The following is a 12570-nucleotide window of genomic DNA, read 5'->3' on the forward strand; positions in this document are numbered from 1 at the left end:
GCTAATCGGCCAGCTGGCTATGATTAGCTCTTGTGAGTGATTTCAGATTGGATGAATCCAGCGGCAAAATATATTCTCCCTGTATTGCCGGTCACTGATTTTATATTACAGTTTCCTTTCACTGTCATAAAAATGACATGTATCTACAACGATGACCTACAGCTTTAGCTGACAATCCAGATGTTGCAGATGGTAAGCGCGATGATGCTCCAGAACATCGCCAGCCCTACCAACACTACGCCCCATACGCGACTACGCAGAACGGGATCGATTTCGGTTTTGTCATTCTCGTATGACATCGCCAGTTTCATGTAATCGATATTACTTATCATATTGTCACCACCAATTGCTCAAATCATCAGGTACAGATAAATCTTAATTATGGATAAAAGATTAATCCAGTGAATTTAGGCCTGATGGAATATATTTAACCGGTTATTTGATCGCGGCGGGCATAATGACAAACGTGTTGCCATAAATTATTAATTTTGTGATTGGTTCGAGGTTTAAGATGTTAAATTAGGACCATGATAGTCAATGGCACTCCCCACAGGGAATGCCATTATTTTTTTAAGGGTTATTTTTCCGGGAGTTTTATATCTTTAAACATCGCTTCAATATCTTCATTCGACCGCAAAGCCACCGCGGTATCCACGACATCCCGGGTCAGATGGGGTGCAAAACGTTGAATAAAATCATACATGTAGCTTCGTAAGAAGGTGCTACGGCGGAAACCAATTTTGGTGGTGCTGTGGCTGAATATGCCGTTCGCATCCAGCTTCACCAGGTCCGGGTCAGAGACCGGATCGACTGCCATGCTGGCGATCACCCCGACCCCAAGCCCCAGGCGAACATAGGTTTTGATCACGTCGGCGTCAGTGGCGGTGAAGACAATGCGCGGCGTCAGACCCGCTCGGTTAAACGCGGTATCCAGTTCCGAACGGCCGGTAAAGCCAAAGGTATAGGTCACCAGCGGGTACTGCGCCAGCTCTTCAATGGAAACCGAGCCCTTCGCGGCCAGAGGATGCTCAGGCGTCACCACAATCGACCGGTTCCAGTGATAGCATGGCAACATCACCAGATCGTCATACAGATGCAGCGCCTCGGTGGCGATGGCGAAGTCGGCGTTGCCTTTCGATACGGCTTCTGCAATCTGGGTTGGCGAGCCCTGATGCATATGCAGCGACACGCGCGGGTAGCGTTCAATAAAGCCCTTGATGACCCCCGGTAACGCATAGCGCGCCTGAGTATGGGTCGTCGCCACATATAACGACCCTTTATCAGGCCAGGTATGCTCCCCGGCGACAGATTTAATCGCATCGACTTTCGATAATACCTCGCGGGCGATACGGATGATCTCCTGCCCGGCAGGTGTCACCTGAGTTAAATGTTTGCCGCTGCGGGCGAAAATCTGGATGCCCAGCTCATCTTCCAGCATGCGGACCTGCTTACTGATGCCCGGCTGGGAGGTATAAAGCCCTTCGGCGGTGGATGAAACATTCAGGTTATGGTTCACCACCTCAACGATGTAGCGAAGCTGTTGTAGTTTCATGCTGATATCCGTTTGCGCGTAAAATGAAGCCGCTTAATACACTTTACGTTCAGGCAACTTGTCGACCGTGAGGCCAGCCTCCCGGCAGTTGGCCGTAGTGGCGCCGCAACGCATCCTGAAAGCGATGATGTATAAGACGTTTTAATAATAAAAAAGGGATTAGCTATAACCACTATATCATTTATATCAACAGTGTATAGATACTAACGAAAAATAATATAGGTGGTTATAAGGGGAAGAAAAGATCATCCAGAAGGGGAAACGACGCGGCAGAGACATCCACTGCCTCTGCCGGTCGTTAGTGCAGGAAAAGCGCGCTTTTCCTGCCTGATACTGCACGATTACTTTTTGGCTTCAGTCCATTTACCGTCAATAAAGAAGGCTGACCAGCCGGTCGCTTTGCCCTCTTTTTCGGAAGCCACATACTGCTGTTTCGTTTTACGGCTAAAGCGCACCAGCGTTTTATTACCTTCCGGATCCTGCTGCGGCGCATCGGCGAGATAGCGCAGTTTTTCCGGCAGACGATCGCGGAAGCGGTACAGCTCTTCCACCAGCGGCGCACGCGTTTCCCGTGATTTCGGGAAGGTGTTGGCCGCCAGGAAGACACCCGCCGCCCCGTCGCGCAACACAAAGTACGCGTCAGACTTCTCGCACGGCAGCTCCGGCAGCGGCACCGGATCTTCCTTCGGCGGAGCCACTTCGCCGTTGCGCAGGATCTTACGCGTGTTCTTACACTCGTCGTTGGTACAGGCCATGTACTTGCCGAAACGCCCCATTTTCAGGTGCATTTCAGAACCGCACTTCTCGCACTCCACTACCGGACCGTCATAGCCCTTGATGCGGAACTCGCCTTCTTCAATCTCATAGCCGTCACAGGTCGGGTTATTACCACACACGTGCAGTTTACGCTTAGGATCGATAAGGTAGCTGTCCATTGCGGTCCCGCACTTCTGACAGCGACGTTTGGCACGCAGCGCGTTGGTTTCCGCGTCATCGCCTTCCAGCACGTTGAGGACTTCGTTTTCCGGCACCAGGTTGATGGTGGTTTTGCAACGCTCTTTCGGCGGCAGAGCATAGCCCGAACAGCCGAGGAAAACACCGGTGCTGGCGGTACGGATGCCCATTTTACGTCCACAGGTCGGGCAGTCGATGCTGGTAAGCACCATCGGGTTCGGCTGCATGCCGCCCTCTTCCGGATCTTTCTCTGCGGTCTCCAGCTGAGTGGTAAAATCGCCGAAGAAGTGGTTCAGCACCTCTTTCCATTCGGCCTGGTGGTTGGCTACCTGGTCGAGACGATCTTCCATCTGCGCGGTGAAGTCGTAGTTCATCAGATCGCGGAAGTTTTCTTCCAGCCGATCGGTGACGATTTCGCCCATTTTCTCCGCGTAAAAACGACGGTTTTCCACCCGCACGTAGCCGCGATCCTGAATGGTCGAGATGATCGAAGCGTAGGTGGAAGGACGGCCGATGCCGCGTTTTTCCAGCTCTTTGACCAGTGAAGCTTCGCTGAAGCGCGCCGGCGGCTTGGTAAAGTGCTGCGCAGGCGTCAGCTCCACCAGGCTCAGGCGGTCGCCCTGTTTGACCACCGGTAGCGTCCGGTCTTCATCGCCCTTGCGCAGCGCCGGCATGACTTTGGTCCAGCCGTCGAAACGTAAGGTACGACCGCGTGCTTTCAGTTTGAAATCGCCCGCCGCCACGGTCAGCGTGGTGGAATCGTATTGCGCCGGCGTCATCTGACAGGCGACAAACTGGCGCCAGATCAGCTGATAGAGCTTCTGCGCATCGGCTTCCATATCTTTCAGCGTTTCCGCCAGCACGCTCACATCAGAAGGACGAATCGCTTCGTGCGCTTCCTGCGAGTTTTCTTTGCTGGCGTACTGGTTAGCGCTCTCCGGCAGATATTTTTTGCCAAAGTTGTCGCTGATATAACCGCGAACCATGTTCAGCGCGTCCTGACTCAGGTTGGTGGAGTCGGTACGCATATAGGTGATGTGCCCCGCCTCATAGAGACGTTGAGCCATCATCATGGTCTTTTTCACGCCGAAGCCGAGACGGGTGCTGGCCGCCTGCTGCAGCGTGGAGGTGATGAACGGCGCGCCCGGCTTGCTGCTGGTCGGCTTGTCTTCTCGCTCCAGCACGCTGTAGCTGGCTTTTTCCAGCAGCGATACCGCCGCCATGGTCTCATCACGGCTGACCGGACGGAACGGCTTATCGTCTTTATGGGTCACCTGCAGAGGCAGCGCGTCGCCGCCTGGCGTGGTGGTGCTGGCATCAACTTCCCAGTACTCTTCCGGGACGAAGGCTTTGATTTCACGCTCACGTTCCACCACCAGGCGGACCGCAACGGACTGCACGCGCCCGGCAGAAAGACCACGGGCAATTTTCTTCCACAGCAGCGGCGAGACCATATAGCCCACCACGCGGTCCATAAAGCGGCGCGCCTGCTGGGCGTTAACCCGATCGATATTCAGTTCGCCCGGCTTTTCGAAGGCCTGACGAATAGCGTTTTTGGTGATCTCATTGAACACCACGCGGCTGTAACGCTGTTCATCGCCGCCGATCACTTCCCGCAGGTGCCAGGCAATGGCTTCCCCTTCGCGGTCAAGGTCGGTTGCGAGATAGATGTGGTCAGCTTTTTCCGCCAACTGTTTGAGTTCTGAAACTACCTTTTCTTTACCCGGAAGTACTTCATAGTGCGCATTCCAGTCATGCCATGGGTCCACGCCCATGCGGTTAACCAGAGCACCACGTTCGTCCTTTTTAGGCTTTTTAGCCCCTTTGGTGGCGGTAGAGTCGGTGCTCTTTTTGGAAGCTGATCCACTGGTCGGCAAATCGCGGATATGACCGACGCTGGATTTCACCACGTAGTCATTACCCAGATACTTATTGATCGTTTTGGCTTTTGCCGGGGACTCAACGATAACGAGAGCTTTACCCATATTCACCTTTACCTAATTTGATTCATCCAGGAATACATCGCACATTCATACACCCTCCACTGGCGACTGCCTCATATGTTGCGGCACCGTCGGTGAATATCAACCCTGAACACCCGCTTCATCTCCGTAAAACCAGGCGTTTGAGTTTGCTGACTTTTTTGCGTCAGGTGACATAGCACGAAGAATTTTTGGCCGAATGTCAAGCAAATCTGTTGCCAGATCGCCGAAAGCGTCACACTGTACCTGATAAAATTCGTTACGCAACTTTATTAGCATGCAAAAGCGAAACCTGCCAGTAAACGGCTGTTTCTCCACTGGTTACGATTACCCCTGTTTTGTCCATGGAAAATTTGCCCCACGCCGCCGCGCGGCGTAAACTACGCGCGGAGAAAAAGAGGAGTCCGTTATGCAAGGTACAACCCAACCTATCGATCGCCAGACGCTGCTCGAAAAAGCCAACAAACTTATTCGCGAACATGAGGATACGTTAGCCGGTATCGAAGCCACCGACGTCGTTCAGCGCAACAATGTCCTGGTGTTTAGCGGTGAGTTTTATCTTGACGAGCAGGGTTTACCGACGCCGAAGAGTACGGCGGTATTTAACATGTTTAAGTACCTCGCCCACGAGCTGTCGGACAAGTATCACCTGGTCGATTAAGGCCGGTGGAAACGATAACGCGAGGCCCTGGCCTCGCGTTATGTTGTTTACATCAGCGGTTTCTGACCGCGCTGCCACCAGCGCAGCAGAAGTCGATCGGCGCTCTCCGCGGCGCTACCGGTGAAGCGGTCGAGCATTTTCTTACGCTGTTGATAACGCACCCCGATCACCTCGTGGCTCTCCATGAGCCCCAGCAACAGCTCATCGCTGGTTTCAACCGCATCCACCAGCCCTTTTTCCAGCGCCTGCACCCCGTACCAGTGCTCGCCGGTAGCTACCTGCTCAATATCAAGTCCCGGACGCATCCGATGGACGAAATCCTTGAACAGATGGTGCGTCTCATTGAGATCCTCACGGAACTTGCGCCGCCCTTCTTCGGTATTTTCGCCCAGCATAGTAAGCGTCCGTTTGTACTGCCCGGCGGTATGCAGTTCGATATCAATATCTTTGTTCTTAAGGAAGCGATGGAGGTTAGGGATCTGCGCCACCACGCCAATGGAGCCAAGGATCGCAAACGGCGCCGACACAATTTTGTTGGCCACGCAAGCCATCATATAGCCGCCGCTGGCCGCCACTTTGTCAACCGCCACCGTCAGCGGGATCTGTTTGTCGCGCAACCGCTGCAGCTGAGAGGCTGCCAGCCCGTAACCGTGCACCACCCCGCCGGGGCTTTCCAGACGAATCACCACCTGGTCACGCGCTTTCGCCGCCGCCAGTACCGCCGTGATCTCTTCCCGCAGGCTGTTGACCTCATGGGCATCCATACTGCCTTTGAAATCCAGCACCCAGGCGCGCGGCTTGCCTTCCGGCTCCACGTTACCCAGCTTCGCCCGCGCTTTCGCGGCCTTCGCCTCTTGTTTTTGCTTTTTCTTCTGCGCTTTATGCCACTGTTTCTGCTGCGGGCCGTCAAGCAGCGCCACCGCCAGCGATTCCTTCATCTCTTTGTAATGCTCGCTAAGATTGGTCACCCGCAGTTCGCCGCGCTGCTTCTTACGCTGGGCCAGGTTGACGATAATAGCGGCAATCACCGCGATAGCGACGACAACCGTCGCGATCTTGGCTAAAAATAAGCCGTACTGAGCAAGTAATTCCACGTTTTCACCTTGTGTAAAGCACTGACGTTGCTGCACAGTGTACATCAGCCCCTGGCGAGAAGTCTTTGTGCTTTGTGTCTTGTGCGCAGCGGATTCCGTTTTTTTTCAGCGAGACTGAAATCGTTGCAAGATATTAATTTTCTGAATACTTTCCGCTTCGCCGATTGCAATGGCGAGCACTTTCAGGCATAACAGCGCAAAAGTGAGATACCAAAGATGAAGCGCGATCGGGAACCGATCGCCCAAGGAGTCGCCGTGCATTATCAACCGCAACGCCACTTGCTGAAAGATCGCATCATCCTGGTCACCGGCGCCAGTGACGGGATTGGTCGTGAAGCGGCCCTGACCTACGCGCGCTATAGCGCCAGCGTGATTCTGCTTGGCCGCAACGACGAAAAACTGCGCGCCGTCGCCCAGGAGATTGAACGCGAGGGCGGCCTTCCCGCCCGCTGGTTTACCCTCGACCTGCTAACCTGCACGCCGCAGGCGTGCCAGCAGCTGGCGCAGCAGATAAGTATGCACTATCCCCGTCTTGACGGCGTGCTGCACAACGCCGGCCTGCTCGGCGACATCTGCCCCATGGACGAGCAGAAGCCGGAGGTCTGGCAGCAGGTGATGCAGGTGAACGTCAATGGCACTTTTATGCTGACCCAGGCGCTTCTTCCTTTATTACTCCGTTCGGATGCGGGCTCGCTGGTCTTCACCTCGTCCAGCGTTGGCCGTCAGGGCCGCGCCAACTGGGGCGCCTATGCGGTCTCCAAATTCGCCACCGAAGGGATGATGCAGGTGCTGGCCGACGAGTACCAAAGCCGTCATCTGCGGGTGAACTGCATCAACCCCGGCGGCACCCGCACCGGGATGCGCGCCAGCGCCTTCCCGACGGAAGATCCGCTAAAACTGAAGACCCCCGCTGACATTATGCCCGTCTATCTGTGGCTGATGGGTGACGACAGTCGCCGCAAGACGGGAATGACCTTTGACGCCCAACCGGGCCGTAAGCCAGGAATTGCCCAATGAGTGATGAACGCTACCGCGAACGCCAGCAGCGGCTGAAAGATAAAGTTGACGCCCGGGTGGCGGCAGCCCAGGACGAACGCGGCATTGTGATGGTCTTTACCGGCAACGGCAAAGGCAAAACCACCGCCGCCTTTGGCACCGCGACCCGCGCCGTCGGCCACGGCAAAAAAGTCGGCGTGATCCAGTTTATTAAGGGGACCTGGCCTAACGGTGAGCGTAACCTGCTGGAACCCCACGGCGTCGAATTTCAGGTGATGGCGACAGGCTTCACCTGGAACACCCAGGATCGCGACAGCGACACCGCCGCCTGTCTGGCGGTCTGGGAGCATGCCCGCCGTATGCTGGCTGACGACCAGCTCGATCTGGTGCTGCTGGATGAGCTGACTTACATGGTGGCGTACGATTACCTGCCGCTGGAGTCGGTGCTAAGCGCCCTGCGTGAGCGTCCTGCCCATCAGTCGGTGATCATTACCGGCCGCGGCTGCCATCGCGATATTATTGAACTGGCGGATACCGTCAGCGAACTGCGTCCTGTCAAGCATGCGTTTGATGCCGGGATCAAAGCGCAGATGGGAATTGACTACTGAGGGCCTGATACGGCGAAAGGCAGGACGCGTTCCGGCGGCAATCCACCGGAACGCACAACATTAACCGTTGGTCTTATTGCGAGTACTGGAACGACGATTGCTGTTGTTACCCTGGCGCGGGTTAGCGCTGGTCTGGCTGTGACGCTTCACCGCCCGACGGATCTGATTGGCTTTCATCCGGCGACGGTCTTTCTCGACGGCAACTTTAGAACTGGTTTCCGGCGTCAGCTCCACCAGCTCGCGCAGGTAGTTGGTCTGCGCCAGGTCCAGTTCGGTATAGCCGCCGCGCGGCAGGCCTTTCGGCAGCAGAATATCGCCATAGCGCACGCGGATCAGACGGCTGACCTGCACGCCGACCGCTTCCCACAGGCGACGCACTTCGCGGTTACGCCCTTCGGTCAGGGTGACGTTGTACCACTGGTTAATCCCTTCACCGCCGGTGAATTTGATGGTTTTAAATGCTGCCGGACCATCTTCTAACTGCACGCCACGAGACAGCTGACGCAGCTTATCATCATCCACCTGGCCGAAAACGCGAACGGCGTACTCACGCTCGACTTCACGGCTCGGATGCATCAGGCGGTTGGCCAGTTCGCCATCGGTGGTGAACAGCAGCAGGCCACAGGTGTTCACGTCCAGACGGCCAACGGCAATCCAGCGCGCGCCGCGCAGTTTTGGCAGGCGATCAAACACCGTCGGGCGCCCTTCCGGATCGTTGCGGGTGCACAGCTCGCCTTCCGGCTTATAGTAAGCCAGCACGCGACAGATCTGCTCAGCAGACTCTTTCACCGAGATCAGATGACCATCGATACGAATTTTTAAACCGGGGACGATTTCCACACGATCGCCGAGGGTGGCGATTTTTCCGTCGACGCTGACGCGGCCAGCTTCGATTTTCGCTTCAATTTCACGGCGGGAGCCGTGGCCGGCGCGGGCCAGCACTTTTTGCAGTTTCTCGCTCATTGAGCTTCCTTAAGGTGTCGCCTTCCCAGGCGTCTGGTATGCTTTATGAAACAATGAGGCCTGTATGAACAACTCATTGTTACGTATATACTTTTTACGTAAAGTCTCGCTGGCATGCGCAAAACATTCACCGCGAGCCCGTAATCGTGGCCGAACATACTACACTAACTTCGTCGGGAAAGCTTCTGTTCGCCGCATCGCGCCTTGAGTATGGAACAGATTTTCCTCATTCTCCTGTGCGCCTTCACACATAGAGATCTTTACCGGACAGTGATCCTCCTCACTGCGCGCCCTCCTCAATAACAGCCGGGCGCTGGCCGAGCAGCCAGTCGCGAAAACAGCGGTTGGCAGGCGCCAGCAGCGCGGTCTCGTGGTAAACCAGATGATAGGCCAGCGGACAGGCGATGGGCTGCGCCAGAGGATTAACCAGCCGCCCCTGCGTCAGCGCAGGCGCTATGAATGAACGTCGCAGTAATGCCATCCCCATACCAGCGAACGCCGCCTCCGTCACGCCGTTGGAATCAGTGAACACCGGACCGCGGCGCGCGCGGTCCGGCTCCAGCCCCACGGCCTCACACCACAGCGCCCAGTCTTCACGATGCTCATCGTGCAGCAGCGGATACTGCAGCAGATCGCCCGCACCGGCGAGGGACCGGCGCGGAGCAATCAGTTGCGGACTACAGACCGGGATAAGGTCGTCATCCAGCAGGCGGTAAGCCTGCAGTTCCGGCCAGCCGCCGACACCATGACGCACGGCAAAATCGATCCCTTCACTCAGCAAATCTACTCGCCGGTTGGTGGTGCCGATCTGGATCTCAATCTTTGGATAACGTCGTTCAAAATCAGCCAGCCGCGGCAGCAGCCACTGAATGGCGAAGCCGCTGGTACAGCTGAGCGTCACCTTTTCTGGCCCCGCGGGCACCTGCAGGCGCTGGGTGGCGGCGGCTATCTGGAGAAAGGCGGGCTGAACGGCCCGCAGGTAGATCTCCCCCACCTCCGTTAACTGTAACTGTCGGGGAGTACGAATAAAAAGCGGGGTATTCAGCGCTTCCTCGAGGCGGGCAATTTGCTGGCTGACGGCGCTTGCCGTAACGCAAAGCTCACTGGCGGCCTGCTTCAGACTAAGCAGCCGTGCCGCCGCTTCAAAGCAGCGCAGCGCATTCAGCGGTGGAAGTTTCATCGACATGGCATCTCAGTTAAGAATAACTTAATCATGTAAGCATAACGCGTTTGTCGGACGCTGCACGTGAGTTCTACAGTTGACTTCCTTCGTGAATACAAGGAGTCAATCATGCGTGTTATCGACTATGGCCGCCTGCTGCTGCTCGCCGCTCTCTGGGGCGCCAGTTTTTTGTTTATGCGCATCACCACCCCGGCCTTCGGGGCGATGACCAGCGCTTTTCTTCGCGTACTGTTTGCCGCTATCGCGCTCGGGCTGTTACTCGGCGTGCAGGGTAAATGGAGCGGGTATCAGGGAAAATTCATATCCACTCTGAAGCTGGGGGTCATTAATTCAGGCCTTCCTTTTCTGATGTACTGCCTTGCCGCACAGTGGCTGCCGGCAGGGTACTCCGCCACGCTCAACGCCACGGCGCCGATGATGGGAATGCTTATCGGCGCGTTATGCTTTGCAGAACCGTTAACCCTGCGCAAAGGCGGCGGCGCGTTACTGGGCGCCATTGGCGTGGCAGTCATTGCGCGCCCAACCTCCAGCCTCAGCGCCGCCCTCCTGCTGCCAGGGATCGGGGCCTGCCTGATCGCGACCGCTTGTTACGGTCTGGCCGGCTTTCTGACCCGCCGCTGGATCCAGCAGCGGGGCGGCCTTGAGGCTGAGCGCGTTGCGTTGGGCAGCCAGGTCGGCGCCACGCTGTTTCTGTTGCCTTTCTTTCTCTGGTCAGGCTGGTATGGTCCGGTCATAGACTGGCGGCAGAGCCTGCCGTGGATAGCGATAGTCATGCTGGGCGTGGTCTGTACGGCAGCAGGGTATATTCTCTATTTTCGCCTGATTGCTGATATAGGACCGCTGCGTTCGCTGTCCGTGACCTTTTTGATCCCACCTTTTGCGGCGCTGTGGGGCTATTTGTGCCTCGGAGAGACCATACAAAAAGGGCTGATTCTCGGCGCACTGCTGATCGGTCTGGCGCTGTGGTTGATTGTCGTGCCGTCAGGAAGGAAACGCGGGGTGCCGGGCGGAGCATGAACCACCGCCCGACGATGACGATCAGAGGAAAGGCTTCACGTCGCCGACGCCTTCGCGCAGCACCACCGGGGTATCTTCCGTCAGGTCGATAACCGTGGTCGGCTGCTGCCCGAGGAAACCGCCGTGAATGATGAGGTCCACCACTTTCTCCAGACGATCTTTGATCTCTTCCGGGTCGGACTCGGTAAAGTCGCTGCCGGGCAGCATCAGCGACGTGGACAGCATCGGTTCGCCTAAAGTTTCGAGCAACGCCTGAGCAATAGGGTTAGACGGGACGCGCATGCCGATGGTTTTACGTTTCTCCTGCAGCAGCCGGCGCGGCACTTCTTTGGTCCCCTTGAGGATAAAGGTGTAGTTGCCCGGCGTGTTGTTTTTCATCAGACGAAACGCCACGTTGTCGACAAAAGCGTAGGTTGACAGCTCGGACAAATCGCGGCACATCAGGGTAAAGTTGTGGCCGTCCGGCAACTGACGGATACGGCAGATCCGCTCCATCGCGCCCTTGTCTTCAATTTTGCAGCCCAGGGCGTAGCCGGAGTCGGTAGGATAAACGATCACCCCGCCCTTACGCACAATCTCCACCGCCTGGTTAATCAACCGCGCCTGCGGGTTATCCGGATGGATATAAAAAAACTGGCTCATACTTCCCTCTCAATTTTTATTTGGCGGCCGCTTCCCAGCTGTGCCAGACGCCTTCCACGCCGGCAGGAAGCCAGAGCTTACGGCCAAGCTCGATCCACGCACAGGGCTGATGAAAATCGGAGCCCTGTGACGCCAGCAGACCAAACTGCACGGCCAGGGTGGCCAGCTGGGCGCGTTCATGGGGCGCCTGCTGACACTGGGCCACTTCCATGGCATCACCGCCCTGCTCGCTAAAGTGGGCCAACAGCCGCTTCAACCACTTGGCGGAGAGATCGTAGCGCCCGGGATGGGCTATCACCGCCTTGCCGCCAGAATGATGAATGACATCAATCGCTTGTTTTATTGTACACCACTGCGGCGGCACGTAACCGGTTTTCCCGCGGGCAAGGTATTTTTTGAAGACCTCCGCCATGTTTTTCGCATGGCCGGCCTCCACCAGAAAACGGGCAAAATGGCCGCGGGTGACGGCGCCACCGTCCGCCAGCCGCAGCGCCCCTTCCCAGGCGCCAGGGATGCGCGCCTTCTCCAGACGCTCGGCAATCATCTGGCCCCGCAGCTGGCGTCGCGCTTTCTGCTCCTCCAGCAGCGCGGTCATCGTCGGGTGCGCAATATCAATATTCAGACCCACGATATGTATTTCGTGATTCTCCCAGAGCGTCGAAATCTCGACGCCGTTTACCAGCGTTAAGGGTAATCCGGCACGGGCGATCTCTTCCCGGGCGGCCGGGATCGCCGCCACGCTGTCATGGTCGGTGATCGCCAGGGTGCCTACGCGCATCTCATGGGCACGATGGACCAGTTCCTGCGGAGTCAGCCGCCCGTCAGAGGCGGTGGTATGGCTGTGCAGATCGTAAATCACTGCGTATTGGCTGTCGCTCAAAAGGACTCCTGCTGGACATCAACGTAAATAAGCGCATT

Annotated in this window: 12 protein-coding genes; 4 read left to right on the plus strand and 8 right to left on the minus strand. The window is 56.6% G+C overall.

Annotation, left to right across the window (positions count from 1 at the left end):
- Window positions 1–164: 164 nt before the first annotated feature.
- From SP68_RS26595 to topA, 3 genes are all read right to left on the minus strand, one after another.
- The gene (locus tag SP68_RS26595; protein ID WP_002901776.1) at window positions 165–332 is read right to left on the minus strand and encodes a YmiA family putative membrane protein; all 168 of its coding nucleotides are present in this window, start codon (window positions 330–332) and stop codon (window positions 165–167) included.
- A gap of 245 nt (window positions 333–577) precedes the next feature.
- Window positions 578–1552 carry an HTH-type transcriptional regulator CysB gene (gene cysB / locus SP68_RS15030; RefSeq protein WP_008807786.1) on the minus strand — a complete coding sequence of 325 codons (975 nt, stop codon included), beginning with the start codon at window positions 1550–1552 and terminating at the stop codon, window positions 578–580.
- A 341-nt stretch (window positions 1553–1893) separates the two neighbouring features.
- The gene (gene topA / locus SP68_RS15035) at window positions 1894–4491 is read right to left on the minus strand and encodes a type I DNA topoisomerase (RefSeq protein WP_008807785.1); all 2598 of its coding nucleotides are present in this window, start codon (window positions 4489–4491) and stop codon (window positions 1894–1896) included.
- Window positions 4492–4897: 406 nt separating this feature from the next.
- Between topA and SP68_RS15040 the strand changes: the two genes are divergently transcribed.
- Entirely contained in the window at window positions 4898–5149 is a 252-nt protein-coding gene (locus tag SP68_RS15040) for a YciN family protein (protein ID WP_002901761.1), read from the plus strand.
- A 47-nt stretch (window positions 5150–5196) separates the two neighbouring features.
- On the opposite strand, the gene sohB is transcribed toward SP68_RS15040, so the two are convergent.
- Complete coding sequence (sohB, locus tag SP68_RS15045; RefSeq protein WP_008807783.1) at window positions 5197–6243, minus strand: protease SohB; 1047 nt, start codon at window positions 6241–6243, stop codon at window positions 5197–5199.
- 255 nt (window positions 6244–6498) lie between these two features.
- On the opposite strand from sohB, the gene SP68_RS15055 reads away from it, so the two are divergent.
- Together SP68_RS15055 and cobO are read left to right on the plus strand one after the other, a co-directional pair.
- Complete coding sequence (locus SP68_RS15055; RefSeq protein WP_008807782.1) at window positions 6499–7260, plus strand: YciK family oxidoreductase; 762 nt, start codon at window positions 6499–6501, stop codon at window positions 7258–7260.
- Entirely contained in the window at window positions 7257–7847 is a 591-nt protein-coding gene (cobO, locus tag SP68_RS15060; protein WP_002901749.1) for a cob(I)yrinic acid a,c-diamide adenosyltransferase, read from the plus strand. The genes SP68_RS15055 and cobO overlap by 4 nt, the downstream gene beginning before the upstream one ends.
- Before the next feature lie 60 nt (window positions 7848–7907).
- Here cobO and rluB read toward each other — a convergent pair whose 3' ends face one another.
- Window positions 7908–8810 carry a 23S rRNA pseudouridine(2605) synthase RluB gene (gene rluB / locus SP68_RS15065; RefSeq protein ID WP_008807781.1) on the minus strand — a complete coding sequence of 301 codons (903 nt, stop codon included), beginning with the start codon at window positions 8808–8810 and terminating at the stop codon, window positions 7908–7910.
- A gap of 280 nt (window positions 8811–9090) precedes the next feature.
- Window positions 9091–9990 carry a transcriptional regulator GcvA gene (gene gcvA / locus SP68_RS15070; RefSeq protein WP_040976072.1) on the minus strand — a complete coding sequence of 300 codons (900 nt, stop codon included), beginning with the start codon at window positions 9988–9990 and terminating at the stop codon, window positions 9091–9093.
- Window positions 9991–10101: 111 nt separating this feature from the next.
- Here gcvA and SP68_RS15075 point away from each other — a divergent pair, with 111 nt between their 5' ends.
- Complete coding sequence (locus SP68_RS15075) at window positions 10102–11010, plus strand: DMT family transporter (protein ID WP_022065858.1); 909 nt, start codon at window positions 10102–10104, stop codon at window positions 11008–11010.
- 21 nt (window positions 11011–11031) lie between these two features.
- On the opposite strand, the gene SP68_RS15080 is transcribed toward SP68_RS15075, so the two are convergent.
- Complete coding sequence (locus SP68_RS15080) at window positions 11032–11652, minus strand: L-threonylcarbamoyladenylate synthase (RefSeq protein ID WP_008807778.1); 621 nt, start codon at window positions 11650–11652, stop codon at window positions 11032–11034.
- A gap of 16 nt (window positions 11653–11668) precedes the next feature.
- Entirely contained in the window at window positions 11669–12532 is an 864-nt protein-coding gene (gene rnm / locus SP68_RS15085) for an RNase RNM (protein WP_012542055.1), read from the minus strand.
- Window positions 12533–12570 lie beyond the last annotated feature (38 nt).

It is taken from the genome of Klebsiella variicola, assembly GCF_000828055.2.
GTDB lineage: Bacteria > Pseudomonadota > Gammaproteobacteria > Enterobacterales > Enterobacteriaceae > Klebsiella > Klebsiella variicola.

Excerpts from the sequence above, each read along its gene's own strand:
- SP68_RS26595 (WP_002901776.1), bottom strand. The coding sequence starts at position 332 with ATGATAAGTAATATCGATTACATGAAACTGGCGATGTCATACGAGAAT.
- cysB (WP_008807786.1), bottom strand. The coding sequence starts at position 1,552 with ATGAAACTACAACAGCTTCGCTACATCGTTGAGGTGGTGAACCATAAC.
- topA (WP_008807785.1), bottom strand. The coding sequence starts at position 4,491 with ATGGGTAAAGCTCTCGTTATCGTTGAGTCCCCGGCAAAAGCCAAAACG.
- SP68_RS15040 (WP_002901761.1), top strand. The coding sequence starts at position 4,898 with ATGCAAGGTACAACCCAACCTATCGATCGCCAGACGCTGCTCGAAAAA.
- cobO (WP_002901749.1), top strand. The coding sequence starts at position 7,257 with ATGAGTGATGAACGCTACCGCGAACGCCAGCAGCGGCTGAAAGATAAA.
- rluB (WP_008807781.1), bottom strand. The coding sequence starts at position 8,810 with ATGAGCGAGAAACTGCAAAAAGTGCTGGCCCGCGCCGGCCACGGCTCC.
- gcvA (WP_040976072.1), bottom strand. The coding sequence starts at position 9,990 with ATGAAACTTCCACCGCTGAATGCGCTGCGCTGCTTTGAAGCGGCGGCA.
- SP68_RS15075 (WP_022065858.1), top strand. The coding sequence starts at position 10,102 with ATGCGTGTTATCGACTATGGCCGCCTGCTGCTGCTCGCCGCTCTCTGG.
- SP68_RS15080 (WP_008807778.1), bottom strand. The coding sequence starts at position 11,652 with ATGAGCCAGTTTTTTTATATCCATCCGGATAACCCGCAGGCGCGGTTG.